Origin of the sequence: Undibacterium hunanense, assembly GCF_014284335.1 — a bacterium.
Classification (GTDB): domain Bacteria; phylum Pseudomonadota; class Gammaproteobacteria; order Burkholderiales; family Burkholderiaceae_D; genus Undibacterium; species Undibacterium hunanense.
On record NZ_JACOGF010000002.1, the window covers coordinates 75,574 to 101,787 of the forward strand.

Genomic DNA, 26,214 nt, shown 5'->3' on the forward strand with positions numbered 1-26,214 from the left:
ATCTCTTCTTCACCTGAGTCTGGCTTATGAGCGGTCCTACTACCGTCCTGATTAACGGCGATGTTTTCCTGATCCTGCTGTCGGCAGCGGCCATCCGTGCTGCCCGGGCGGTGATTGATGCGCGTCAACAGGCCAATGCCTTGCGCCAGTATCAGACTGAACAGCATGCAGCCTTGCTGGATCGCCTGCAGAATGCGCTTGTTGAAGGCAGGCAGGCGTTGCAGGAACAGGTAAGTATTGCAGAACAGGACTTTGCCCAGTTGCTGGTGCTGGCCGACAAGATAGGTTGTACGGCGCAAGTGTCCGCCGTCAGACCCACCGTGCCCGCCAGTAACGACGAACAGGACATCATCGGGTACTGTCGTTCACTGCAATTGCTGATCCATGAAATGCGCCCGGTCCTGTTGCAGGAATCGACCAGGCGTGCCGATGCTCTGTTTGATAACACCGATGCGGACTTGCAGGCTGCCAGTGCTGCAGTCCTGCCACAAGACCGTCTGGCACGTCTGCTGAAGCGTATCGCGCATCTGACCCAACTGCCAGAACATATTGCACAACTGGCGAAAGAACTGGAAAAATCCCTGCCCGGTGAACGCGCTGATCTGCTTGCCGCCGAATTGCGCCTGCAAATTCAAGCCCTGCTGGAAGCAGAGAAAAAACGCCAGGTCGAAGAAGCCCAGGCCCTGATACTCGAACAGACTTTACAAGATCTGGGTTACCAGGTCGAGGAAGTGACTCATACCCTGTTTGTGGATGGTGGTGTCGTGCATTTCCGTCGTGCGGACTGGGATAAATACATGGTGCGCATGCGCATGGATGCCAGGACCGGACAAGCCAATTTCAACGTGGTGCGTGCCGTGAAAGAAGGCGAGAACGAGCGCAGCGTGCTTGATCACCTCGCAGAAGACCGCTGGTGCAGCGAATTTCCGACCTTGCTGGCAGCGCTGGAAGCGCGCGGTATTCATATGCAGGTAACACGCAGGCTGGAAGCGGGTGAATTGCCCGTGCAACTGGTGCTGGAAGACAAGTTACCGCAATTTGTCGAAGAAGAACAAATGGAAAATCAAAGCCGGCTATTGTCGAAAAAATTACCATGAACCTACCCGAAACCCGTTGGCTGCTGGACCTGCAAAGACTGCTACCGATACGATCTCATTTTGTGATTTCTGGCAGCATACGCGACAATTTTCTGGTTACGCTGGATACCACCGTCATCGATGCAAGTGGTGGCAATGCAGGCAACACCGCCACTAGCGGCACCACCATCAGCACCACACTGGTACCCTTGAATCGTGCCCTGTGGGTATCCATGAAGCGCAACGACTACCGCTTCCTGTTGCTCTATGACCCGGTCGATGGTTTGCGTGTTTACCCTGACGAGCCTGCACAACGTGACCTGGCCACGCGTCTGTTTGATTTGAAACTGGCTGACGGTTGCCAGCAAATCAGTCTGGAAAGCCTGAGCAAGCTGATGAAGAAGCTGAGCGCAGAAAGAGAAGCCCGCTGCGCGCTGGTCATCGATTTTGCGTCTCGCATTCCACGCAAGGCAGAACAGTTGAGTGATGCCGAACACCGCTTCTTTGTCGCCGCCGAAAAAATCTCCCTGACGGCCAGCGCCGTCGTGCCGCGCGAAACGGGTGGCGTTCCACAATACAATCCAGTTTTGTGGCTGGTGAACCGGGCCCAGGATTTACCTTCCTGGTTTACGCTTGATAGTGAGCGTGTCGCCAGCCTGGTCATCAGCAAGCCAGACTTTGAAATGCGCCAGGCGGCAGCCTTGCAACTGGCACCATTGTTTCTTGGGTACGACAAGGCCGACGCTGCCGTCCGCACCCAGTTCGTCAAAAGCTTTACCGAAGGAACGGAAGGTATGTCCCTGTCAGCCTTGTCGGATATTACCGAATTGGCAGACCGGCAAAAACTCGCGATTGGCGATATAGAAGATGCAGTGCGCTGTTATAAAGTCGGTGCACTGGATAACCCTTGGCGTAAGGATTACCTGCGCAAAAAAATCCGTGATGCCCATCTTTTCATCGAAGACCGTGTCAAGGGCCAGCACCCTGCGGTGGTCAAGACGCTGGATATCCTGAAGCGTTCTGTCATGAGCCTGACAGGTGCGCAGGCACGTTCAGGTGGCAGCCGCCCGCGTGGTGTACTGTTCTTTGCCGGCCCGACGGGTGTGGGTAAAACCGAACTCGCCAAGACGCTTACGCAACTCGTGTTTGGTGATGAACGCGCCTATCTGCGTTTTGACATGAGTGAATTTGCCGAAGAACATACCAGCGCCAGATTGCTCGGCGCACCGCCAGGTTATGTCGGTTTTGATGCTGGTGGTGAGCTGACCAATGCGGTACGGCAAAAACCGTTTTCCGTGGTCTTGTTCGACGAAATTGAAAAAGCCCACCCACGCATACTCGATAAGTTTTTGCAGATACTCGAAGATGGTCGCCTGACCGATGGGCGTGGTGATACCGCCTATTTTTCTGAAACCATACTGATTTTCACCTCGAATCTGGGTATTTATGTAGAAGATACGCAGGGCCAGCGCAGCCAGAATGTGAAACCCGGCGACAGCTATGAAACCGTGGAATTCAAGGTGCGTGAAGCCATAGGCAATTACTTCAAGTTCAAACTGTCACGGCCAGAATTATTGAATCGTATCGGTGACAATATTGTTGTCTTCAATTTCATTTCTGCCGAAGTTGCCAGCAAAATTTTTGACGGCATGTTGCGCAATGTGGCGCGCCGCCTGCAAGAAGAATTGAACCTGCAACTGGCCATGCCTGCCAGTGTGCGTGATGAACTGTTGCTGCGCTGTACGCGGGATCTGAGCAATGGTGGACGCGGGGTTGGCAATCAGCTGGAATCGAACTTTATCAACCCCTTGTCGCGTGCCCTGTTTGAGCAAGAGCTGGAAGGCAAGCAGCGCGTCACCGTCACCGCCATCAGTGAAGCCGATAAAGTCATCAGCTTGACTCTGCAACTAGCATGAAGATTGCCATCAATAAAGCGCATTACCCGGTCACCGTACTGGGGCCGGGGCGACGCATAGGAATCTGGCTGCAAGGCTGTGGCATAGGCTGCAAGGGCTGTGTGTCGCAAGATACCTGGGCGACGGATTCCAGCAAGGAAATGACAGTTGCCGGCTTGCTGACCTGGTGTCGCGATGTCAGTGCTGGTCACGTTGATGGCATCACCATTTCTGGTGGCGAACCATTTGACCAGCCGCAGGCGCTCAGTGCCCTGCTGGATGGCTTGCAGCAATGGCGTGCCAGTACAGCGCAGGATTTTGACATCCTGTGCTATAGCGGTTATCCACTGGCAACGCTGCAAAAAAAACATGCGAACCTGCTGCAAAAACTCGATGCCCTGATCCCCGAACCCTTTATCGACAACAAACCCCTGACCCAGGCATGGCGCGGTTCGTCCAACCAGCCACTGGTGTTGTTGTCGGACCGGGGCCGGGCGCGTATGCAGGCGTATGTCGATGCACCTGTTGATGAACACGACAAGCGCATACAAACCATGATCGACGGCCAGCGCGTCTGGTATGTGGGCATACCTGCACGTGGCGACATGCAGGCGCTGGAACAGCGCTGCGCCGAGCGTGGCCTGAAACTGGATAGTGTCAGCTGGAGGCCCTGATTGAATCCGGTCTATATACGTCGCTGCCCCGCATGTGAAACTGAAAATGCGCCAGAAGTCATGCGCTGCGCCTGCGGTACTTTGTTGTCCGGCATCGATTTGATGGAGAAAAAATCTGCGCCTGTGGAAATCAGTGTTGTGCAGGCCATTCCAGAAACGACAAAATCAACACAAGTATCTGCCGATCTGATCTGTGGCTATGAAGATTGCGCGCAAAGCAATCCGCCAGGTAGTACGCTATGCCTGTATTGCAACCGGCCATTGATGGCCGCAGCAGGCCAACCGTATGCACAAAGCACTTCAAACCTGGCGAAGACGGTCGACGCCGGGCAAATCCAGAGTCTGGTTGCCCTGCCTGTGGCACTGCGTGATCGCTACCAGATAGTGCGCCCTTTGCCCACGCAGGGGGCAGAGGCAGAACTCTTGCTGGTACAAGAGCAAGCCAGTGCCTTGCTGCATGTGGCAAAAATTTATCGCCACGGCATCTACGCCAAATCGGAAGTCAGAGAAAGACTGAAAGCCATCCCGCCAGAACATTGTGTGATTGTGCTGGAAGCGGGCGTGTCTGAAGGCCATGCGTATGAGCTCATGGAATATTGCGAGCTAGGGTCATTGCGACAACTGGCGCAGCAAGGCAAGCCCACACCTGCCGTGCTGGAAAGCATAGTGCGTGAGCTGGCCACGGCAATTGCCAGTGTGCATGCGGCGGGCCTGATCCATCGTGATCTGAAGCCGGAAAATATCCTGATACGCACGCAAGAACCGCTGGACCTGATACTCACTGACTTTGGTATTTCATCCGTGCTGGATGCCACCCAAAGACTGACCGGCATGGCACGCACCCTGCCTTACGCCTCGCCAGAAAGCCTGTCTGGCATGATTGATGTCAAGGCTGATTACTGGGCGCTGGGCATGATCCTGCTGGAACTGGCGCTGGGCCAGCATCCCTTTGCCAGTTTATCGGAAGCCGTGATTCTGCATCACCTGACTACCCGCGAGATAGAACTGCACGCCGTCAGCGATCCGTATCTGCGCAAGTTGTTGCGTGGTCTGCTGTTGCGCGACCCCAAGGCCCGTTGGGATGAAGCACAGATCCTGCGCTGGCTGGCGCGTGACCGCAGCCTGCCCGATGCGGTGGAAACCATTGCCATGGGCGGCTTTCGCGAGCCTTATCACATAGGCCGCGATATCTGCCATTCCAAGGAACAACTGGCGGTCGGGCTGGCGCGTAACTGGGATGATGGTGTCCGGGACATCTCGAATGCACAATTGCTGGCCTGGTTCCGTGATGTGCAAAAAGACCAGAATGCCGTGCGCATCTTGCTGGCCTTGCGCGAAGACAAAAAGCTTTCGGTTGATGTGCAGTTGCTGCGCCTGATTTTGCATCTGGCCCCTGGCATACCGCCAGTCTGGCGCGGTGAAACCATAGAATTGCCGGGCATCCTGACTTATGCAAACAAGTCGCTGAAGGGGGATGAAGATGCCGGTAAATGGCTGCACCAGATTTATTCCTATGGTGTGCTGGAAGCCTATGCCGATGCCGGTAACAAGGAAGTCGCCAGCATCGTGCAGAAATGGCAGGCCTGTTGCAGGCAGATCCAGCATGCCTGGCAAGATGCCCACAAACTCATGAAAGAGCATGCCGGCAAGCATTTGCCGGGCGAATATTCCAACATAGATAAACTCTTGTATGGTCTGGAAACCAATGACAATGCGCCGATCTACAAGCTGCATGCGCGTGTACTGGCCCTGGCCTATGACGAGCGTTGGCCGGAGCGCCTGCGCAAGCGTCTGGTCGTCGCTTATGCCGGCATGCAGGCATATTGCCCATGGTTATCGGTGCTGGGCGAAATAGAACAGATGCCGGTGGCATCCCTGCTGGTGCTGGAAGCCATGTTGCCGGATGCACAGAAAGCCGTGGAGCGGCAACAAAAGGCCGAAGCCTGGCAGCGTACCGCCGACCAGGAAGAGGCGCAGGCCATACGGCAAGAGGTGCAGGCCAGCATCAGGGCGATACGTTCTGCCGCCACCGATAATCTGTGGGCCGATTCGGCAACTGCTGATTTGCGGGTGGCGATTGATCACTACAATGAATTGCTGGAAAGATTGCGTGCTTCTGCCAGTACAGACCTAGCGTGGCAGGAAGCAAAGAAAGCGGCTGCCAGGGTCGAACGCAACATTGCCAAATTGAGCCTGCTGGTAGATACTTTGACGGTAAGGCGGGTGGAAAATGAGGGCTGGACAGGTACGGAAATGCAAGTATTTATTGCTATCGCAGCGATAGGCGTTCCGCTATTTTTCCGTTTTGCGAATGTGTACTGGATGTTACTGGTATTTGCCGGAATTGCCGCCTGGCGGTTCTTGCCGAATTATCTGCTGACACAAAAGATCCGCACCCTGGGTGAACAACTTTAAATACGAGGGTAAGCACATGTCTGCCATTTTTCAAAAACTCAATTTGAAGACACAAAGCGATATCCTGGTATTGCAGGCACCGGAATCGTTTGAACCAGAAATTGCCGCGCTGACCGGTGTCAGGGTGCACAGGAATCTGTCGTCCATCAAGCAGTGTGAATTTTCACTGGCCTTTGTCAGCAAGCAAAAAGAGCTGGACCAGCTGTCGCTGAAGCTGAGCAAACTCGCCAGGGACGATGCTTTATTATGGTTTGCCTATCCCAAGAAAACATCCAGACGTTATGAATGTGAATTCAACCGCGATACCGGCTGGGATGTCTTGCGTGCTGCCGGTTTTGATTCAGTACGCATGGTCGCCATTGATGAAGACTGGTCTGCCTTGCGCTTTCGCCGTGTGGAGTATATCAAGGCCTGAAGCAGGGATATTTGCAAATCAGAATTGCAGTCGATAGGCTGATGGCGTCATCGCATATGCGGCCCTGAAGCTGCGACACAGGTTGACATGGCTGGCAAAGCCGCAGCTCAGGGCAATTTCCGAAAGCGGCAGTTTGCCTTCCCTGAGCAGGCGTGCTGCCAGTTCCACCCTGGCACGTCGCTGGTAATCGCCTATGGTCAGGCCGTAGTAGCGTTTGAATTCCCGCGCCAGATGCACCGGATGGTGTCTTACTTCCTGCGCCAGCTGTTCCAGCGTGATGCTTTGTTCATAGTGGGTGTTGATATAGTCGCGTGCGGTTTTCAGCCATGTGGGCACGGTGGACGGAGAGCCGCTTTCATGCTTGCGCGCAAATGCGGCAATCAGTTCAAGCGCCAGACCTTCCCTGGCCAGGCTGGTATACGGGTCGTCATTCTGCAATTCATGGATGAGCCTGGCACCGAGTTGCAAAAAATGCTGCGAGCGGTGGCAGGGAGCCTGATCCAGCCGTATTCCGTGTCCGGCCAGATAATCTAGCGCCATCGGGCTAGGTGCAAAAATCAGTTTGCGAGCCCCTTTGCTGCCTATCTGTTGTGCATGGGGCGTGGCATCCGGGCATACCAGAAAGTCACCCTGTCCATGCTCAGAAACACGGGAACGTATCGTTTCCTGATAGCTTCCGCCTATGACCAGACAAAACAGGGTTTCGTCATGCACGTGTTCTTGCAGACAGGCACCAGCCTGGTAATGGGATAGATGGATATTCAGCCCGGTGTGCATATCAGGTTCCGCAAAAAAGATCAGACGCTAAGCCAGGGAAAAACGCTAGTTGCAGGAAAGACAGACAGGTATTTTACCTATAAAGTTCCGTTACCCCATGAGGGGCTTTTGATGGGACGAGCACTATGTGGACGACTACTTTGATGAAGAACAATAAAACCTGCCAGCTTGTTCTGGCTATGGCCTTGATGGCGGCTAACTGTTCCCTTGCGCATGCTGCACCACTGGTGACAGCTTTTGATGCCCGCGCCTGGCAAGATGATTATGTGTTTTTGAAACAGCAATTGCAAAAGCAGTATGCAAATCTGGCATGGTTTGCCAGCCCGCAGGCTAAAGTCAATCTGCCTCAACTGGATGCATATACACGCAAGGCGCTGGCGCTGGCAGAAAACGATGAACAGGCGAAAGCAGTACTGCGTAATTTTATCGATGCTTTTCATGATGGACATTTGCGTCTGATCACGCGCTCCTCAAATACTATACCCACACCAGCTAACGCGACAGCAAGTGAACCGCCCGCCGTCGCAATTGAAAACATGGATGTGGAGAACGCCTGTGCAGCCATCGGTGTCGGCTCTACCAGTCGCGTGCCATTTTCATTGCCGCTGGAAAGCCTGCCAGGCTTTGCCCTGTTATCGGATGGTGCGACACAAGCGTTCCGGGCAGGCATCATCACCACGGAACAGGGCAGCAAACTGGGGGTAGTGCGCATTCCACGTTTTCGCGAGGCTGAATATCCGGGCTTGTGCGCGCAAGCCTGGAAGACACTGAGTGCTGGCAAGCAAAACATCACTGCAAAGCAACTCAGGAATGCAATGGCAGATGCCTGGTTTGAGGTGTTGGCGGCACATCTGGTCCGTATGAAAGCCGCCGGTGTGCAGGCGGTGCTGGTTGATGTGGGCGGGAATGGTGGCGGCAATGATTTTGGCGACTGGAGCGCCAGGTTGTTTACATCCCGTGCCGTATATTCTGCGTCCTTGTTGATGGCCGCAGGCCCGATTGCGCAGGCCTATCTGGAAGAAGAATTACAAGCTATGCGCAAGACATATGAGGACAGCAAATTTGCCCATACCGCACAGCGCAGCACGATGCAGGCTGCAATCGCCCTGTTTGAAAAAGCCCGGGAAGACATGCCTGCCAGTTCCTGCGACCTGTCCTGGGTATGGCAAGAACAAAGACCCTGGCAGGCAGACGGGTGCGCCAACCTGGCGAAAGTTGGCTTTGCCAGTGGCCCGTATGCCTATCTGCCAGCCTCAACTGATACAGAAACCAGCTATGTCAGCCGCATGTACTGGGCTGCCAATGTGGACAAGTACAGAGGCAGCTGGACCGGCCCGGTCTACGTACTGACCGACCGTGGTGTTGGTTCCGCTGCGGAAGCCTTTGTTGCCATTATGAAAGACAATGCGGTGATAAAAACCATAGGTACGGTCACTGGTGGGTCTGGTTGCGGCAATATGCAAGCCATCAGGCCTATTGTGTTGCCGCATTCCGGACTGAGTTTCCAGGCCCCGGACTGTGTACGCCTGCGCGCCGACGGCAGCGATGAAGTCATGGGTATCACACCGGATTTGCCAATCGACGCCATCACTGGCGAAAGTGAGCGCGCCCGTGCCGCCCGTGTCATCAAAACCGTGGAAAGGGACATGTCCGGCATTAATCCTGCACGTTAAACACAGGCACGCTGTGGCTGCTCCAGAATGGGGAAAGTGTATGGGGTACTTATTAAAACATTAAATAAAACGCTAAAAATACTGCTTTTGGATGAAGACCGGCAAACTGCCTATACTTGTAACTGAGTTATAGCTGGCTAGTGGCGGAATGATGGCGGTTGCTTCCGCCTGGCGCTCATATTTTGGGGTGCGGATAGTCAACATCATGTTGTACGTATGGATGTCAGCGCCACGGATGCTAACCTCACCGCATAAGAACCTACTCACGATCTTACTGTGCGAGCGCAATAGGAGTCCACGCGGGGCTCATGTGCTGCTCAAAATGCTCATGTACTACATGTACATTCCGCTTTTTGCGCTGCGCTTAGTTACCCTGACCCCGCTGACGCTCGCTCGCTACAGATCGTAAGCAGGTTCTAGGAATTTCATTCTGGAGCATTCATGTCTGACCCCATCCGTTTCTACTTCCAGGGCCAAATCCAGCAGGTCGGGGATGTGGCACCGACGCGCACACTGTTGCAGCATTTGCGCGAAGACCGTCATTGTACCGGTACCAAGGAAGGTTGTGCCGAAGGGGATTGCGGAGCCTGTACTGTTGTCATCGGTGAAATGAAACAGGGCAAGCTGGAATTACAGTCCGTCAATTCCTGCATACAGTTCTTGCCGACGCTGGATGGCAAGGCCGTGTTTACCGTCGAAGACCTGCAACAGAAAAATGGAGATTTGCATCCCGTGCAGCAAGCCCTGGTCGAATGCCATGGCTCGCAATGCGGCTTTTGCACACCCGGGTTTGCCATGTCACTGTGGAGCCTGTACCTGAAAAAAGAAGGCAACACAGTCCCGCCATGCCGTAAGGAAATCGACGAAACCCTGTCAGGTAACCTTTGTCGTTGCACAGGTTATCGCCCAATTATTGATGCGGCAAAACGCATGGGTGAATTGCCTGTAGCTGAATTTGATCGTGCTGCCATCATCAGCGGCCTGCAAGGCTTGCAGCGTGGCGAGATGTTCACATACAGCGCAGATGGCCAGACTTTTTATGCGCCGCGTACGCTGCAACAATTGGCGCAGGTACGCGCCGAGCAGCCACAGGCGACCATACTTGCCGGGTCCACGGATGTTGGCCTGTGGGTCACCAAGCAAATGCGCGACCTGGGCAATATCATCTATGTGCGCGAAGTCGATGAGCTACAGCACATCAGCGAAGTGAATGGCATGCTGGAGATCGGTGCTGCCGTGTCGCTGAATGATGCCTATGGCGCTGTCTGCCAGCATTATCCGGATGAACTGACCGAGATGTGGCAGCGCTTTGCCTCGCAACCGATACGCAATACCGGCACCCTGGGTGGCAGTGTCGCCAATGGGTCGCCGATTGGCGATTCTGCACCGTGGATGATTGCCCTCGGGTCAGAAATCGTCTTGCGCAGCGTGCATGGCCAGCGCGTACTCTTGCTGCAAGATTTTTATCTCGACTATATGAAAAAGGATATGCAGCCAGGCGAATTTGTCGAAGCCGTGCGTATCCCTCTGCCAAAAACCGGGCAGCAATTCCGCACTTATAAACTGGCGAAACGCCATGATCAGGACATCTCTGCCGTTTGCGCTGCCTTTGCCATCACGCTGGATGGTGACATCGTGCGTAATGCACATATCGCTTTTGGTGGCATGGCCGCGACATCCCGTCGTGCACCGCTGGCAGAAGCGGCATTGAACGGCCAGATCTGGAATGAAGCCACACTGAAGCAGGCCATGACCTTACTGGCACAGGATTACACACCGCTGACCGATATGCGCGCCAGTAATACCTATCGCATGCAGACTGCGCAAAATCTCTTGCGTCGCTTCTGGCTGGAAACCCGGACTACGGCGCCTTTGACGTTGCAGGCCGTGAACGTGTTTGCATCTGTTACAGCATAAGCTCAGGAGAAAACATGAATACCCAAACTGATGCTTTTCTGAAAGATAAAAACCAGACTGCTGCTGACGCAGACTGGGCCGAAGTCGGCAAATCACATCCGCATGAATCGGCAGTTTTACATGTGCTTGGCGAAGCACGGTATACCGATGACATTCCCGAGCTGCAAGGTACGCTGCATGCTGCTCTGGGCCTGTCATCCAAAGCGCATGCACATATTCTGGCCATGAATTTTGATGCAGTAAAAAGTGCACGTGGCGTGGTGGCGGTATACACCGCCAAAGATATACCCGGCACCAATGATTGCGGGCCCATCATCCATGATGACCCTATCTTGTCTGCGGGTCTGGTGGAATATGTAGGCCAACCCATCTTCATCGTCGTCGCCGATACCCATGACAACGCCCGCCGTGCTGTACGCAAGGCCGAGATTGTCTATGAAGAATTGCAAGCCATACTGACACCGCAAGAAGCCAGACAGGCCCAGTCTTTTGTCGTGCCGCCCATGCATTTGCAGCGAGGTGATGCGCAGGCCGCGTTCGAAAGATCGCCACACCGTGTCAAGGGTGAGTTGTATGTGGGCGGGCAAGAGCAGTTTTATCTCGAAGGCCAGATTTCTTACGCGATTCCCAAAGAAGACAGGGGCATGTTGGTCTTGTGTTCTACCCAGCATCCCAGTGAAATGCAGCACGTGGTTGCACATGCGCTGGGTGTACACAGCCATAACATCGTGGTTGAATGTCGTCGCATGGGTGGTGGTTTTGGTGGCAAGGAATCACAGTCTGCATTATGGGCAGCGGCAGCGGCTATTTCTGCCGCCCATCTGAAACGGCCAGTCAAACTGCGCGCTGACCGTGATGACGATATGATGGTCACCGGCAAGCGTCATTGTTTTTACTATGACTATGAAGTCGGTCACGATGATGAAGGCCGCATCATTGCCGCCAGGGTCGAGATGGTGTCACGTGCCGGTTTCTCTGCTGATCTGTCGGCACCGGTGGCCACTCGTGCCGTCTGCCATTTCGATAATACCTACTATCTGGGTGATGTGGATATCCGCGCCATGTGCGGCAAGACCAATACCCAGTCGAACACCGCTTTCCGTGGTTTTGGTGGCCCGCAGGGTGCGATAGCGATTGAATACATCATCGATGAAATCGCCCGCAACCTGAACAAGGATGCGCTCGATATCCGCAAAATCAATTTCTATGGCCGCAACGATGCCGAAGGCCGCAATGTCACCCAGTATGGGCAGACCATAGTCGATAACATCATTCATGAACTGACGGCTGAACTGGAAATCAGCAGCGATTATCAGCAGCGCCGTGCCGACATCAAAGCTTTCAATGCCCATAGCCCGGTATTGAAGAAAGGCCTGGCCTTTACACCGGTGAAGTTTGGTATTGCCTTCAACGTCACCCATCTGAACCAGGCTGGTGCACTGGTGCACATCTATACCGATGGCTCGGTGCTGGTGAACCATGGTGGCTGTGAAATGGGGCAGGGCGTGAATACCAAGGTATGTCAGGTGGTGGCGCATGAACTGGGGCTGAACCTGGACAAGGTGCGTGCTACCGCCACCGATACCAGCAAGGTCGCCAATACTTCGGCCACCGCAGCGTCTACCGGTGCCGATCTGAACGGCAAGGCGGCACAAAATGCCGCGCATACCCTGCGCCAGCGCCTGGCTGAATTTGCAGTGAAAACCTATGGCGGTGAACCGGCGGACGTGCGCTTTGCAGCGGGCCTGGTCAGCGTCAATGGTCTGGATATTCCGTTTGAAGCACTGGTACAAAAAGCCTACCTGGCGCGAGTGCAATTGTGGTCTGACGGTTTTTATGCGACACCCGGCCTGCACTGGGATCCAAAGACCATGAGCGGCAATCCTTTTTCTTATTTTGCCTATGGTGCTTCGGTATCCGAAGTCATCGTCGATACCCTGACCGGCGAATGGAAACTGTTGCGTGCCGATGCGCTGTACGATGCCGGTAATTCACTCAATCCCGCCATCGACATTGGCCAGGTCGAAGGCGCTTTCATCCAGGGCATGGGTTGGCTGACGACAGAAGAATTGTGGTGGAACAAGGGTGGCAAGCTGATGACGCATGCGCCTTCGACGTACAAGATACCGGCGATATCGGATTGTCCTGAAGATTTCCGCGTCAGCCTGTACAAGAACAGGAATGTGCAGGACAGCATACACAGGTCCAAGGCCGTGGGTGAACCACCGTTGTTGTTGCCATTCTCGGTGTTTTTTGCGATACGGGATGCGATTGCCAGCGTTGCCGGATATCGCCATAACCCGCCGCTGAATGCACCGGCAACCAGCGAAGCAATCCTGAATGCCATTAACGCTGTCGAAAGCATGGCTGCGGCCGTGCAGACAGCCTGAACCGTGAAACCGGAGTGAGCCTGCCATGTACCATTGGTTAAACGCTATTGCCAGCCAGCCTGCACCAAAGATTCTGGTGACAGTTGCCAGGGTATTGGGTTCTGGTCCGCGTGAACCGGGGGCCAGGATGCTGGTCACGGCGGACGAACTGTTTGACACCATAGGTGGTGGCCATCTGGAAATGAAGGCGACAGAAATTGCCCGCAGCATGCTGGCCATGCCTGAATCTGAGCTGGCCGCACAACGCCGCCTTGAACGGTTTCCGCTTGGCCCCAGTCTGGGTCAGTGTTGCGGTGGGGTTGTGCATCTGGCATTTGAACGCGTGCAGGCTGACAGCGCGGCGTACATGAACAAGCTGAACCAGCGCTGGCACCTGGGGCAGGATAGCTGGCGTTTACTGGCGCTGGACAGCGACCTGCCACCGATGCTATGTGATGCCGATGGCAAGCATCTGGCTGGCCCGGCCTGGCCTGCTGACCTGCCCTTGCAAATCGATTTACAGACACCCTGCCAGGTCTTGACCGATACTGCAGGGCAACGCTGGTTGCTGGATTCTTGCCTGGCTTACCGCGCCCACCTGATGTTGTTTGGTGCCGGCCATGTCGGTGCGGCCATTGTGCGTGCCCTGGCAGATCTGCCTTGCCGTATCACCTGGGTGGATGAAAGGGAAGATATGTTCCCGACCAGGCTGGCGGCGAATGTCACGGTCGAAGCGACCGATACGCCAGAAGCTTTGATCGCTGCTGCTGCTCCAGGCACATCCTTCCTGGTCATGACGCATAGTCATGGGCTGGATCAAAAACTGTCCGAACATATTTTGCGACGTCATGACGCGAGCTGGTTTGGTCTCATCGGCTCACAAACCAAGCGCGTGCAGTTTGAACGTCGCCTGCTGGAACGCGGCATACCGACCGCATGGCTGGATGACATGGTCTGCCCCATAGGCTTGCCCGGCATCCATGGCAAGCAACCAGCCGTGATTGCGGCATCGGTGGTGGCCCAGCTCTTGCAGGTATGGGAAGAGCATGAAATCCGCCAAAAAAATGAACTTGGCCGTGTACTTGCGCGCGCAGATGGGCAGGCTGGCCAGCATCTCTCTGTAGCAAATACAGAAAAACTGGTACCAGATACGTGCCACTTGCTGGCTAAGCGTTAAACTCTCGCTGTTAGCGCTTAGCACCCAATTACACAACTAACTGCGAATGTGATACCAGACCAGTTTGCCTTATTGCTTGATTACGTGATAAGCAGCAGTCTGGTTTGATTGCGCCTGCAAGACAAGATTTCAGAAAAGACCCCAGTATGAGTAGCATTTTATGAGCACCATTTCACCAGACAGCCTGCACCAGTCCGGCCTGCAAGCCTACCGCGCCAGTGTGCTGCATTTTCAGCAAGACCCGGCTTTTCATGAAAATGCCTGTGCCTGGCATGAAGACGGCCTGCTGATTGTCGCAGATGGCAAAATCCTTGCTGCTGGCGAGTATGCGCAACTGCGTACCAGCCTGCCAGCCGGGGCAGAAATTATTGATTACCGTGGCAAGCTCATCGTGCCGGGTTTTATTGATACCCATATCCACTATCCACAAACCGACATGATTGCCTCGCCGGCACCGGGTTTGCTACCCTGGCTGGAGACGTATACCTTCCCGACTGAACGCCAGTTCGGCGACATCAATCACAGCGCCGATGTGGCACGTTTCTTCCTTGACGAACTGCTGCGCAGCGGTACCACTACCGCCATGGTGTATTGCACCGTGCATCCGGAATCTGTCGAAGCCTTCTTCACCGAAAGTGAAGCCCGCAATCTGCGCATGGTGGCCGGCAAGGTGCTGATGGACAGGCATTGCCCCGAATTTTTACGCGATACAGCAGAAGGCGGCATACGCGACAGCGAGACCCTGCTCAAGAAATGGCATAAACGCGGCCGCCAGTTATATGCGATCACGCCGCGTTTTGCACCAACGTCCAGCGATGTGCAAATGCAACTGGCCGGTGAACTGGCACAAGCCTATCCCGACGCCTTCCTGCAGACCCATGTGGCAGAAAATGCCGACGAAGTGGCCTGGGTCAAAGCCTTGTACCCCAAGGCCCGCAGTTATCTGGATGTGTACGACCAATATGACATGCTGCGTCCACGCGCCATGTACGGACATTGCATCTGGCTGGATGATGCAGACCGCGCGCGCATGGCAGAAACGCAATCGGCAGTGGCAATGTGCCCGACCTCGAATCTCTTTCTCGGCAGTGGCCTGTTCAATTTCGAACGCGCCGATGCCCAGCAGGTCAGCCTGTCACTGGCAACCGATGTGGGCGGCGGCACCTCATTCTCCATGCTGCGCACCATGAATGAAGCCTATAAAATGGCACGCCTTGGTGGTACCTATCTGCCTGCCCTGCGCATGTTTTATCTGGCGACATTAGGCGGTGCCCGCAGCATGCAACTGGAAGGCACGATAGGCAATTTCGTCAAGGATGCCGAAGCCGATTTCATCGTCCTCGACCCGCAAGCCACACCCATGCTGGCACGTCGTACAAATCATACAGAAAGCCTGGAGGAATTGTTGTTTGCACTGGCCTTGCTGGGCGATGACCGCACTGTACTGGCAACCTATGCAGCGGGCAAATGCGTGCATCAACGCCAGGCGTGAAATTCTGTGGCAACTGACTTATGATGCTGGCTGCTGCATCAATTTGAATCGCCCGTATTTTCCTAAGGACACATCATGCCCACCATCAATGTACAAATGTTTGAAGGCCGCACGCTGGAACAAAAGCGTGCCTTTGTCAAAGCAGTGACCGAGGCCAGTTGCCAGACCTTGGGTTGTTCGGCAGAGGCGGTGGATATTGTTATACAGGAAGTGAAGCGGGAGGATTGGGCGTCAGGGGGAATTTTGTGGTCTGACAAGAACTGAGGGGTGGTTTCTTTTTCTTGAGCGAGGGCGCTTTGTTTTTGAGTAACGGCAATCATAAATTCGTCGCTCCAGCGAAGGCTGGAGCCTAGTGTCTGTCGTGGCATATCGTGTTGTGTGTAAAGCGATCGCCCTTCGTGGATGCAAGCCGGGTCTCGGCCCGGCGGCCGAATTCCTTTCTTTGCTTCGCCAAAGAAAGGAATCAAAGAAAGGCGACCGCAGACTCGCCCTTCGGGTGCTTACGCTACGCTTCAGCATAATTTGTGCATCCCAAAAAATGGGAAGATCCGCAACTCGCTTCGCTCAAACATCGGATCTTCTTTTTCCATTTTCTGTGAAGCACAAATTACATCGTCCCAAGCGGGTGAAGGTCAAAAGCAAAAGCAGAGTCAACAGCAACACCAACGGCAATGCAACCGAAACTTAAATTGTGATGAATACCGTTAATTAACTTGGGTTTTTGGGGTTGCCGTTGCTTTTGACGTTGAAGCTGTTTTTGATTTTGCTGTTGTTTTTGACCCTCGCAGTTCCGCTGTGGCGATGCCGTTTGTGCGGTACAGAAAATGGAAAAAGAAGGGCCGATGTTTGAGCGAAGCGAGTTGCGGACCTTCCCATTTTTTGTACTGCACAAACGGGGACCCCGAAGGGGCAGCGACGCCGCGGGCGCATTCTTTTGCTTACTTTTCTTTGCAAGAAAAGAAAAGTGAGTAGCCGCCGGGCTACCCCCGGCCAGCAATCTCAATTCAACGTATGTCGTTGATAAAAACCATATCTCAACGCATACTAAATTCAATAATAAAATGCATTACGCATACAACAAACGCCACTGGAGCGCCAGCCCGGTAGGCTCCAGCCTTCGCTGGAGCGACGACATGGTGATTGCCGCTAAGTGTCTACGGCAATTCAAACTTGCGGCATCACTATGCTCGCTAAAGACCCACTGGCACCCCGCCATGCCACTTGACGGCGGTAATAACACTGTCACACAGACTCGTTAAGCTCTCGGCAGTTTATTTCCACGAATAAATATTTCATTGAAAAAAAATTTCATTGAACAAGCCTCATGGAAATTGTCGCCGATTCTTACCATACCTGAAAAGTACCGATGAACATCAAACGTAGCCAAATTGCCAGCGCCGCAGCGTTTTGCGCCTGCAATGCATTGATCAATGCTCATGCACAGAATACCTCCGCGCAAGCTGCACAAATTGCCAGTGCCACTGATACGCCGCAAGCGGTGGTTGTGACTGGTACGCGGGTCAGTAACCGTACCCAGTTTGATACGCTGGCACCGGTCGACGTCTTCAGCCGTGAAGATATTGCTTCCGTCGAATCATCGGATCTGAATGATGTGCTGGCGCAACTGGTGCCATCCTACGTGGTGCAGCGTTTGCCTATGGCTGATGGCCAGGTATTCGTGCGTCCGGCGACCCTGCGTGGGCTGTCGCCGGACCAGACGCTGGTGCTGGTCAATGGTCGCCGTTTCCACCGCAGTGCGCTGCTTGGTTCACGCGGGGCACAGGCGGCTGATCTGGCGCAGATACCAACCAGTGCGATCAAACGTATTGAGGTATTGCGTGATGGTGCATCGGCACAGTATGGTTCAGATGCCATCGCTGGCGTCATCAATATCATCCTTGACGATACGCCGGGTACAGAAATAACAGCGCAGCATTCACAATATGGCGAAGGTGACGGCAAGTCCAATGAAGTGCGTTTCAAGCATGGCTTTGCATTCGGAGATAACCGCGTGCTGGTGTTTGCCGAAGCCATGCAGTCTGACCCAACCTCGCGTACTCGCCAGCGTGTTGATGCGATTGCATTGCAGGCAGCGCATCCCGAATTGAAGGTGCCAAATCCTGTGCAGCGCTGGGGCCAGCCTGACCTCAAGAGTCAGCGTATAGGTTATAACTCCAGCTTCAATCTGGGTGGTGAAACCGTGTTGTACAGCTATGCTCTGCTGGCACATAGCGATAGCACGTCTGACTTCAACTGGCGTAATCCGGATACCAGCACCACGGTGTACAAAACCAGTACGGTGTTTCCAGGCTGGGATGTACGCAGCATTTATCCAGCCGGCTTTAGTCCGCAGTACAGCAATGAGCAAAATGATGTGCACTGGCTCGCTGGCCTGCGTGGCCGTTTCAGTGATGAGCTGGCGTGGGATGTCAGTGCATCTTATGGCCGCAATGCCATCGACTACAGCATGAGCAATTCCATCAATGCCTCCATGGGACCACTCAGCCCCACGGCGTTTTACCTGGGTCGCCTGACGCAGGAAGAAAAACTGCTCAATGCCAATTTCAATTATGAATGGCGCATGGCAGCACTGGCGCAGCCTGTCAACCTTGCCTTTGGTGCCGAGTTCCGTAATGAAACCTACAAAGTACGCGCCGGTGACGTCGCCTCGTACACCGTAGGTCCGGGTGCTGCGATTGGTCTGGATGCCAACTCCAACGGCGCACCAGGCTTTAGTGATCGTCAGGCTGGCAAATGGGGGCAGGACAGTTATGCGGCTTACCTTGATGTCGAAGCACCCGTGAGCAAAAGCTTTACCCTTGGTGCAGCATTGCGTTATGAAAATTTTTCTGAATTTGGCAATACCACCAATGGCAAACTGTCGGCACGTTATGCAGTGACACCCGACTTCGCCATTCGTGGTTCTTACTCGACTGGTTTCCGTGCTCCTACGCCCGGGCAACTCAACACCAACAGCACTACGCAGGGTCTCGATACCAAGACCTTGCTGGTGTTCACCAGTGGCCGTTTATCAAATACTGATCCGCTGGCCATCGCCCTTGGTGCCAAGCCGCTCAAGCCGGAAGAATCGAAAAACCTGTCACTGGGTGTAACGTGGAAGACGGCACTGGGCCTGTCCGGTTCAGTCGATTTCTATGACATCAAACTGAGTGACCGCTTCAGTACGTCGGCATCGTTTGCAGTACCGGCAGGTGTTGCCAACCCATTGCGTTATACATCCATCAATTACTTCACCAATGATTTCGATACCACCACGCGCGGTATTGATGTGGTTGGCAATTACCTGACCTTGCTCGGCAGAGACAAACTGAACTTCACGCTGGCATACAATTACAACCGTACCACAGTTGATGGTGGCAGATCGAGTGTTGCCACCAACAGCAGCCAGCGCACCATATTCGAAGAACGTCTGCCGCGCCAGAAGGCAACGCTGAGTGCCGCTTATGACACCACTTCATGGGCTGCATTGGCGCGGGTACGCTATTATGGTGCCTGGACTGACAGTACAGGTAATGCCACTGGTGACATCTTCCAGCGTTTTGGTGCGATGCATTTCTTTGACCTGGCGGGCAGCTACAAGATCACGCCCAAACAGTCGCTGCGTTTTGGTATTGACAATGTATTCAACAAGTATCCGGATGAAGCCGTGTTTCAGGCCAGCCGTGGCCTGATTTACTCGCGCAACGCACCTTACGATACAGACGGTCGCAATCTTTACATCGACTATACGGTGAAGTTTTGAAACAGCCTGATCCAAAACGCCGCGCCTGGTTGCGCGCCGCAGCTTTGATGCCACTGGTACCGGCCAGCGTGCAGGCAGCAATGCCATCGCGCCCGGCGCTGTTGCCAACGGCACTGGCAACCGATGCTGCCTATTGGAATGCCGTTGCATCCATGTACGACGTCACCGACGAAGTGGTGATGCTTGACAATGGTTATTGGGGATCGATGGCGCGGCCTGTGCTGGAAACCTACCAGCGCCATACCGCCAGCGTCAATCGCAGCAACGCCTATTATGGCCGGGCACAGTTTCCTGCCGACTTTGAAGCCGCACGCGCCAGAACTGCCGCAGCGCTGGGTGTAGGCACTGATGAAATCGTCTTCACACGCGGCGCCACCGAAGCCTTGCTGGCACTGATAGGTGGTTACAATCGCTTGCGTCCTGGTGATGTGGTGTTATGTGCCGATGTCGATTACGACAACATGATCAAGGGCATGCAATGGCTGAAGGAAAGACGTGGCGTCGAAGTAGTGTCGATTTCCATGCCGGAGCCGGCCACGTATCAGTCGCTGATTGATTGCTATGCCCAGGCGATGGTGCGCTACCCAAAACTGCGCATGATGCTGCTGACGCATGTCAATCATCGCAACGGCATGGTGCTGCCGGTGGCCGAGATCAGCCGCATGGCACGCGAGCGAGGCATTGATACTATTGTCGATACAGCGCATGGTTTCGGCCAGCTGGACATGCGCATCCCTGATCTTCAGGCCGATTTTGTTGGAATAAATCTGCATAAATGGATAGGTGCACCGGTAGGCGTAGGCGCGGTGTATATCAGGCGTGGCCGGGTACGCGATATTGATCCTTACATGGGCGAGACCAATGGCGATGATATCAATACCCGTGTGCATACCGGCACCATCAATTTTGCGGCTTACCTGAGTTTGCCAGCAGCATTTTCCCTGCATGATGAGATCGGTGTCGTCAACAAGCAGGCCAGGCTGCACCATTTGCGTAACCGCTGGGTGGATGCGGTGCGCGGGGTAGCCGGTATTGATGTGCTGGCTTCGTCTGATCCACGCCTGACCAGTGCGATTGCATCGTTTCGCCTGCGTGGGCGTCACTCTGTTGCTGATAATGTCGCCCTGGCGAAGCGATTACTTCAAGAGCATCAGGTGTTCACGGTCATGCGCAATGGGCTGGCGTCTGGTGCCTGTGTGCGTGTGACGCCATCCATCTTTACCTCTGAGGCGCAGATGGATCGTCTGGTGGCTGCATTGAAAGTTGTTGCTGCCTGATTGGTTTTGCTTCGTGTGTTGGACAAAGCCTGGAGAGAACTCGGCCGCAGGGCCGGGTTCCATTACCACCTATCACCCACCACCCATTACCTTAGCCCAGCAAATCCACCAGACTGCGCGCCACCACCTTGGTCGCCTTGCGCAAATCTTCCAGGTTTAATCTTTCATCGGCGCGCTTGGCATGAGACTCCAGCACCGTGCGTGGCCCCGCACCATAGATCACGCCAGGAATTCCCACTTCTGAAAACAGGCGCACGTCGGTATATAAAGGTGTACCCAATGCCGGAATGGCTTCACCAAATACGGTTTCACCATGCTTTTGTATGGCATCTACCAGCGGTGTATTGCCGGGCAGGGGGCGCATGGAATTGGCCAGCAGCAGGCGTTTGATATCGACGCTGATGCCCGGCAGATCGTTGGCGGTATCGGTGATGAGCTGGCGCAGGGTGGCTTCGACTTCTGCCGGGTTTTCTTCCGGAATCATACGGCGGTCCAGCTTGAAAGTGACGCGACCGGGGATGACATTGGTATTGGTACCGCCTTCTATCGTGCCCACATTCAGGTAAGGGTGGGTAATGCCTTCCACTTTCGATGTCACCTGTTTATATAGCGTGTTTTGCGCATACAGGGCATTCAATATCTTGACGGCAGCCTGTAGTGCGTCGACACCAGAATCCGGGATTGCCGCATGTGCCATCTTGCCGTGTACAGTGACTTCCATCTGCAGACAACCATTATGGGCAGTGATGACCTGATAAGAAAAACCGGCGGCAATCATCAGATCAGGCTTGATCAGCTTGTGTTTCAACATCCAGCCGGGGCCGACTTCACCACCGAATTCTTCATCATAGGTAAATAACAGTTCCAGCGTACCTGCAGTGGGTTTGGCAACAGCTTCCAGCGCACGCAGGGCAAAGGTGTAGGTAGAAAAGTCAGATTTACTGACAGCAGTGGCACGGCCATAGATGTTGCCATTTTCTATTTCACCGCCATACGGGGCCTTGGTCCAGCCTTCGCCGGGTGGCACTACATCACCATGGGCATTCAGCAGGATGGTCTTGCCGGGGCCATACACACGGCGTACCAGCAGGTTGGTGATGCTTTGCAGACCAGCGGCTTGCACTTCACTGTCGGGGACGACATGTTTTTCAGCGGCTATACCCATGTCCTGCAACAGATCGGCAGTGCGGTCTGCATGTGGCGCATTGTTGCCGGGTGGGGTATCGGTGGGCACGCGTACCAGTTCTTGCAGGAATTTAACCTGTTCATCAAAGTGGCTGTCGATCCAGGCGTCGAGTTGTTGGTAGTGATTCATTGAGCTTGCTTTCTATTGTGCTGACGTATTGCCGGGCTTATTGCCGGGCTTATTTGGCACCAGCCTGAAACCAGGCACCGATGACGGCGCGTTCGTCTTCAGTCATTTGCGTCAAATTCCCTATGGGCATGGCTTTTAACTGTACTGCCTGCATATTCACCTTGACGGCGTTCTGATGTATCAGCTCAGCAGTGTCGAGCCGGATACCCGCTGGTGCAGTGGCAAAACCGGGCTGGGTAGGTGCTGCCGCGTGGCAGGTGGCACAGCGCTGACTGATGATTGATTGTACTTTGGCAAACTGGCTTGCTGCGGCATCCGGGCCCGTCGCTACGGCTTGCGCTGCCGGTGGTTTGGGGGTGATGGCAATCGCTACTGCCAGCAACAAGACCACGCCAACGGCAGGGTAAGCCCAGTTGGTAATGCCCTTGTGGCGCAGGTTGAAAAAATGACGTATGGACACACCCGCAGCCATAATGACAGCCAGCACCAGCCAGTTATAGGCATGGTTATAGGTCATCGCATAGTGGTTGCTGATCATGATGAACAGCACCGGCAATGTGAAGTAATTATTATGAACGCTGCGTTGCTTGCCCTTCTGGCCGTGTATGGGGTCTGGCGATTTGCCTTGCTTCATGGCTTCGACCAGCTTGCGCTGGCCGGGGATGATCAGCATGAGCACATTGCCAACCATCATCGTGCCCATCATGGCACCGACATGGATGTAGGCAGCACGCCCGCTGAGCAATTTGGACAATACAAAGGCCACGGCAACAATAAATACAAACATGACGATGCCGAGCAGGCCATCGCGCTTGCCCAGGGGGGAACGGCACAACAGGTCATACACGGTCCAGCCCACCAGCAGGGTGCCCAGGCCTATGCCTATGGCTTGCCAATTGGACAGGTCGGCGACAGACTTGTCTATCATCATCGCCGATGCATTGAAGTAATACACGATAAACAACATCGCGAAGCCTGATAGCCAGGTGGAATAGGCTTCCCATTTGAACCAGTGCAGTTCTTCCGGCAATTCCTTGGGGGCGACCAGGTATTTTTGCGGGTTATAGAAACCGCCACCGTGCACGGCCCACAGTTCGCCGGAGACCCCTTTGTTGGCCAGATCAGATCCCGGCTTGGGTGGGCGGATGGTGTTGTCCAGCCAGACGAAGTAGAAGGAGGCGCCGATCCAGGCGATGCCGGTGATCAGGTGCAGCCAGCGCACGATCAGGTTCAGCCACTCTGTGCCATACGCAAGTAAAAAAGCTTCCATGTGTTCTCTCATGTTTGAAGCTCGTCTGCCTCCGCGGGCTCTTCAGACGAGAGGGATAAAAAATCCCAAAGTGGTCGCGAACCATGACAGCTCCGCTGCGACCAGGACAATGACTTCCAGAAACGTCATTTTTGTTTACGAATTTAACACCGAAAAACCACAGTTGCTCTTTAGTTGTTCTTTATTTACAGCAGATTTCACTATGGCCGCCTGCCGACTTTTGATCGGCAAGGGCAATAGGAAAAAACTTGAGGATGTTTGTCAACAATAAACTTTTTCCCAGCAAACTATATAGACAACACAGTATAGTAAAAATACGGATTTCCATATAGGCAAGTGCCTGCGAGGCTAATGCTTCATCACATCATCAATTAACTACCCCGGTAGGTCGAATACGCCCACGGTGATACTACCAATGGCACATGGTAATTCTGGCTCGCATCTGCCACGCCAAATGCCAGGGTCACGCGGTCTATGAACTTGGGGCTGGGCAGCTCTACACCCTGTTTATCGAAGTAATCACCAGCGGCAAAGACCAGTTCGTACTGACCGGGTTTCAGGCTGTCGCCCTCCAGCAGGGGCGCATTGCAGCGGCCATCATGGTTGGTGACCTCGGTTTTCAGCAAGGTCTTATGGCCTGCTTCAACCGCGTACAAGGCCACCTGCACACCTGCACCGGGTTTGCCTATGCTGATATCGAGCACATGTGTACTGAGCTTTCCCATCGTGAACTCCTATATTGATGTCTTGAAATACGCTATCAGCTAAATCTTATACTTCCGGCAGTCTATCAATATACTATCGAAGATATATAGATCATGAAGATGGCATGAAGTCAGAAATGCGTTGCTGTGTCTGAATTGTGCGGAGTTGCGTTCATGCTACATGATCATGCCTGGATAATATCCGTGCCCATTTTCAACATTTAGCCAAGGCTGAGCGATGACGACTACCACCCTGGACCATCTGAACCACTGCGCGGCGGCGGAATTTGTGCAAATTTTGCATGGTATCTATGAACATTCTCCCTGGATACCGGAAAGAGCCGCCGCACACAGATCTTTCACCAGCATCGCCACGCTGAAGCTGGCTTTGCAAACCGTGGTCACCGCAGCGACGCAAGATGAACAACTGGGCCTGATACGCGCCCATCCGGAACTGGCGGGCAAAGCAGCCATAGCGGGTGAATTGACCAAAGAATCTACCGGTGAACAGGCCAAGGCCGGTTTAAACAACTGTAGCCCGGAAGAATTCGCCACCCTGCATCAGTTGAATGCTGATTACAACAGCAAGTTTGGCTTCCCCTTCATCCTGGCCGTCAAAGGGCCGGATGGCAAGGGTTTTACCCGGCAGGCCATCATCGCCACCTTCCAGCGCCGGTTTAAAAACCAGCGCGAAGATGAAATGGCAGAATGCCTGCGCCAGATAGGCCGCATCGCCGAATTGCGCCTGAATGATTTGCTGGGTCATACACTGCAATTCGGCCCTGCCATCATGGAATGGTCAGAAACCCTGGCAAGCTGGAGCGATGACACCGATGGCCTGACCTGCGCCTATATGACGCCCACGCACCAGAAAACCGCAGGGCAACTGGCGGCCTGGATGCGCGAAGCCGGCATGCAGGTGCATATCGATGCCGTAGGTAATGTCGTGGGGCGTTATTTGTCTGACGTGCCGGATGCCAAGACCCTGATGACCGGGTCCCACTATGACACCGTATGCAATGGCGGTAAATATGACGGGCGTGAAGGCATATTGCTGCCCATCGCCATTATCAGACACTTGCATGAAAGAGCGGAGAAACTGCCTTTCCATGTAGAGGTCATTGGTTTTTCCGAAGAAGAGGGTGTGCGCTATAAAAGTACCTTCCTCGGCAGTAATGCCATCATCGGCCAGTTTGACCTGGCCTTGCTGGACAAAACAGATGCTGCCGGTATCAGCATGCGCGATGCCCTGATAGCTGCCGGACATGATGTGGGTCAGATCCCCGCGATAGCGCGCGATCGGGCAGACATACTGGGCTTTGTTGAAGTGCATATAGAACAGGGGCCGGTCTTGCTGGGACGTGACTTGCCTGTGGGCATAGTCACCTCGATTGCCGGTAGCTGCCGTTATCAGGTACAACTGCAGGGCGTAGCCAGCCATGCCGGTACCACACCCATGCATATGCGCAAGGATGCCGCTGCCGCTGCGGCAGAAATCATCCTGTACGTGGAACAGCGTTGTGCAAACGGAACATCCCTGGTGGGCACTGTGGGGCAATTGCAGGTACCGCATGGTTCGGTGAATGTGATACCCGGTGCCTGCAATCTGTCGCTGGATATACGTGCTGCCGATGATGCCCTGCGTGACGCTGCTGTCAATGACATCCTGGCGCATATCGCAGCCGTCTGTCAGCGCCGCAATATAGAAGTCAATGTGGTCAGGGCCGTGGCTGCCCCGGCTGCCCCCTGCGCACCCTGGCTGATGCAGCAACTGGCTGCCGCCACGCAAAGAGCGGGTTTGCCAGCATTTGAACTGCCATCAGGGGCAGGGCATGATGCCATGGCCATCGCCAGGATGACGGATGTGGCCATGCTGTTTACCCGCTGTGGCAATGGTGGCATCAGCCACAATCCGCTGGAAACCATGACTGCCGATGACGCCGACGTATCGGCGCAGATCTTGCTGGATTTCTTGCGGAACTTTACATCCAAAGAATAGATTTAC

At 54.3% G+C, this 26,214-nt stretch carries 18 protein-coding genes; 14 read left to right on the plus strand and 4 right to left on the minus strand.

Features of this window, described 5'->3' with window-relative positions:
* Nucleotides 1–26 precede the first annotated feature (26 nt).
* From H8L32_RS03565 to H8L32_RS03585, 5 genes are read left to right on the plus strand one after another with little or no spacing between them, the layout of a single operon-like run.
* The gene (locus H8L32_RS03565; protein ID WP_186945811.1) at nucleotides 27–1,097 is read left to right on the plus strand and encodes a hypothetical protein; all 1,071 of its coding nucleotides are present in this window, start codon (nucleotides 27–29) and stop codon (nucleotides 1,095–1,097) included.
* Nucleotides 1,094–2,992: an AAA family ATPase gene (locus H8L32_RS03570; RefSeq protein ID WP_222619188.1), complete on the plus strand. Its 1,899-nt coding sequence runs from the start codon at nucleotides 1,094–1,096 to the stop codon at nucleotides 2,990–2,992. Before H8L32_RS03565 ends, H8L32_RS03570 begins: the two co-directional genes overlap by 4 nt.
* Nucleotides 2,989–3,645 (plus strand): 4Fe-4S single cluster domain-containing protein, encoded by a 657-nt coding sequence (locus H8L32_RS03575; RefSeq protein ID WP_186945812.1) that lies wholly within the window; start codon nucleotides 2,989–2,991, stop codon nucleotides 3,643–3,645. The genes H8L32_RS03570 and H8L32_RS03575 overlap by 4 nt, the downstream gene beginning before the upstream one ends.
* A complete protein-coding gene (locus tag H8L32_RS03580; protein WP_186945813.1) occupies nucleotides 3,646–6,060 on the plus strand; it encodes a protein kinase domain-containing protein in 2,415 nt (804 codons plus the stop codon).
* Between the two features lie 16 nt (nucleotides 6,061–6,076).
* A complete protein-coding gene (locus H8L32_RS03585; RefSeq protein WP_186945814.1) occupies nucleotides 6,077–6,475 on the plus strand; it encodes a hypothetical protein in 399 nt (132 codons plus the stop codon).
* Between the two features lie 18 nt (nucleotides 6,476–6,493).
* On the opposite strand, the gene H8L32_RS03590 is transcribed toward H8L32_RS03585, so the two are convergent.
* Nucleotides 6,494–7,252: a helix-turn-helix transcriptional regulator gene (locus H8L32_RS03590; RefSeq protein ID WP_186945815.1), complete on the minus strand. Its 759-nt coding sequence runs from the start codon at nucleotides 7,250–7,252 to the stop codon at nucleotides 6,494–6,496.
* Nucleotides 7,253–7,377: 125 nt separating this feature from the next.
* Here H8L32_RS03590 and H8L32_RS03595 point away from each other — a divergent pair, with 125 nt between their 5' ends.
* The 8 genes from H8L32_RS03595 (at nucleotide 7,378) to H8L32_RS03630 (ending at nucleotide 20,920) form a co-directional block, all read left to right on the plus strand.
* Nucleotides 7,378–8,925, plus strand: coding sequence for a S41 family peptidase (locus tag H8L32_RS03595; protein WP_186945816.1), 1,548 nt, complete (start codon nucleotides 7,378–7,380; stop codon nucleotides 8,923–8,925).
* Nucleotides 8,926–9,366: 441 nt separating this feature from the next.
* A complete protein-coding gene (xdhA, locus tag H8L32_RS03600; protein WP_186945817.1) occupies nucleotides 9,367–10,842 on the plus strand; it encodes a xanthine dehydrogenase small subunit in 1,476 nt (491 codons plus the stop codon).
* 14 nt (nucleotides 10,843–10,856) lie between these two features.
* The gene (xdhB, locus tag H8L32_RS03605; protein WP_186945818.1) at nucleotides 10,857–13,232 is read left to right on the plus strand and encodes a xanthine dehydrogenase molybdopterin binding subunit; all 2,376 of its coding nucleotides are present in this window, start codon (nucleotides 10,857–10,859) and stop codon (nucleotides 13,230–13,232) included.
* A 25-nt stretch (nucleotides 13,233–13,257) separates the two neighbouring features.
* Nucleotides 13,258–14,388 carry a xanthine dehydrogenase accessory protein XdhC gene (gene xdhC, locus H8L32_RS03610; protein WP_186945819.1) on the plus strand — a complete coding sequence of 377 codons (1,131 nt, stop codon included), beginning with the start codon at nucleotides 13,258–13,260 and terminating at the stop codon, nucleotides 14,386–14,388.
* Between the two features lie 160 nt (nucleotides 14,389–14,548).
* Nucleotides 14,549–15,880 carry a guanine deaminase gene (gene guaD, locus H8L32_RS03615; protein WP_186945820.1) on the plus strand — a complete coding sequence of 444 codons (1,332 nt, stop codon included), beginning with the start codon at nucleotides 14,549–14,551 and terminating at the stop codon, nucleotides 15,878–15,880.
* A gap of 75 nt (nucleotides 15,881–15,955) precedes the next feature.
* Nucleotides 15,956–16,144 (plus strand): 4-oxalocrotonate tautomerase, encoded by a 189-nt coding sequence (locus tag H8L32_RS03620; RefSeq protein WP_186945821.1) that lies wholly within the window; start codon nucleotides 15,956–15,958, stop codon nucleotides 16,142–16,144.
* 1,102 nt (nucleotides 16,145–17,246) lie between these two features.
* Nucleotides 17,247–19,643 carry a TonB-dependent receptor plug domain-containing protein gene (locus H8L32_RS03625; protein WP_186945822.1) on the plus strand — a complete coding sequence of 799 codons (2,397 nt, stop codon included), beginning with the start codon at nucleotides 17,247–17,249 and terminating at the stop codon, nucleotides 19,641–19,643.
* Nucleotides 19,640–20,920: an aminotransferase class V-fold PLP-dependent enzyme gene (locus tag H8L32_RS03630; protein ID WP_230412045.1), complete on the plus strand. Its 1,281-nt coding sequence runs from the start codon at nucleotides 19,640–19,642 to the stop codon at nucleotides 20,918–20,920. Before H8L32_RS03625 ends, H8L32_RS03630 begins: the two co-directional genes overlap by 4 nt.
* A gap of 91 nt (nucleotides 20,921–21,011) precedes the next feature.
* On the opposite strand, the gene H8L32_RS03635 is transcribed toward H8L32_RS03630, so the two are convergent.
* The 3 genes from H8L32_RS03635 to uraH all read right to left on the minus strand — a co-directional run bounded on the left by H8L32_RS03635 (nucleotide 21,012) and on the right by uraH (nucleotide 24,230).
* Nucleotides 21,012–22,235: a M20 family metallopeptidase gene (locus H8L32_RS03635; protein ID WP_186945823.1), complete on the minus strand. Its 1,224-nt coding sequence runs from the start codon at nucleotides 22,233–22,235 to the stop codon at nucleotides 21,012–21,014.
* 49 nt (nucleotides 22,236–22,284) lie between these two features.
* A complete protein-coding gene (locus tag H8L32_RS03640; protein WP_186945824.1) occupies nucleotides 22,285–23,505 on the minus strand; it encodes a urate hydroxylase PuuD in 1,221 nt (406 codons plus the stop codon).
* A gap of 371 nt (nucleotides 23,506–23,876) precedes the next feature.
* Nucleotides 23,877–24,230 carry a hydroxyisourate hydrolase gene (gene uraH / locus H8L32_RS03645; RefSeq protein WP_186945825.1) on the minus strand — a complete coding sequence of 118 codons (354 nt, stop codon included), beginning with the start codon at nucleotides 24,228–24,230 and terminating at the stop codon, nucleotides 23,877–23,879.
* Between the two features lie 217 nt (nucleotides 24,231–24,447).
* Between uraH and H8L32_RS03650 the strand changes: the two genes are divergently transcribed.
* Complete coding sequence (locus H8L32_RS03650) at nucleotides 24,448–26,208, plus strand: allantoate amidohydrolase (RefSeq protein ID WP_186945826.1); 1,761 nt, start codon at nucleotides 24,448–24,450, stop codon at nucleotides 26,206–26,208.
* Nucleotides 26,209–26,214: the final 6 nt, after the last annotated feature.

What these genes read in the sequence shown, in the direction of transcription:
- H8L32_RS03565 (WP_186945811.1), top strand. Translation starts at nt 27, where the DNA reads ATGAGCGGTCCTACTACCGTCCTGATTAACGGCGATGTTTTCCTGATC.
- H8L32_RS03570 (WP_222619188.1), top strand. Translation starts at nt 1,094, where the DNA reads ATGAACCTACCCGAAACCCGTTGGCTGCTGGACCTGCAAAGACTGCTA.
- H8L32_RS03575 (WP_186945812.1), top strand. Translation starts at nt 2,989, where the DNA reads ATGAAGATTGCCATCAATAAAGCGCATTACCCGGTCACCGTACTGGGG.
- H8L32_RS03585 (WP_186945814.1), top strand. Translation starts at nt 6,077, where the DNA reads ATGTCTGCCATTTTTCAAAAACTCAATTTGAAGACACAAAGCGATATC.
- H8L32_RS03590 (WP_186945815.1), bottom strand. Translation starts at nt 7,252, where the DNA reads ATGCACACCGGGCTGAATATCCATCTATCCCATTACCAGGCTGGTGCC.
- H8L32_RS03595 (WP_186945816.1), top strand. Translation starts at nt 7,378, where the DNA reads ATGTGGACGACTACTTTGATGAAGAACAATAAAACCTGCCAGCTTGTT.
- xdhA (WP_186945817.1), top strand. Translation starts at nt 9,367, where the DNA reads ATGTCTGACCCCATCCGTTTCTACTTCCAGGGCCAAATCCAGCAGGTC.
- xdhB (WP_186945818.1), top strand. Translation starts at nt 10,857, where the DNA reads ATGAATACCCAAACTGATGCTTTTCTGAAAGATAAAAACCAGACTGCT.
- xdhC (WP_186945819.1), top strand. Translation starts at nt 13,258, where the DNA reads ATGTACCATTGGTTAAACGCTATTGCCAGCCAGCCTGCACCAAAGATT.
- guaD (WP_186945820.1), top strand. Translation starts at nt 14,549, where the DNA reads ATGAGCACCATTTCACCAGACAGCCTGCACCAGTCCGGCCTGCAAGCC.
- H8L32_RS03620 (WP_186945821.1), top strand. Translation starts at nt 15,956, where the DNA reads ATGCCCACCATCAATGTACAAATGTTTGAAGGCCGCACGCTGGAACAA.
- H8L32_RS03625 (WP_186945822.1), top strand. Translation starts at nt 17,247, where the DNA reads ATGAACATCAAACGTAGCCAAATTGCCAGCGCCGCAGCGTTTTGCGCC.
- H8L32_RS03635 (WP_186945823.1), bottom strand. Translation starts at nt 22,235, where the DNA reads ATGAATCACTACCAACAACTCGACGCCTGGATCGACAGCCACTTTGAT.
- H8L32_RS03640 (WP_186945824.1), bottom strand. Translation starts at nt 23,505, where the DNA reads ATGGAAGCTTTTTTACTTGCGTATGGCACAGAGTGGCTGAACCTGATC.
- uraH (WP_186945825.1), bottom strand. Translation starts at nt 24,230, where the DNA reads ATGGGAAAGCTCAGTACACATGTGCTCGATATCAGCATAGGCAAACCC.
- H8L32_RS03650 (WP_186945826.1), top strand. Translation starts at nt 24,448, where the DNA reads ATGACGACTACCACCCTGGACCATCTGAACCACTGCGCGGCGGCGGAA.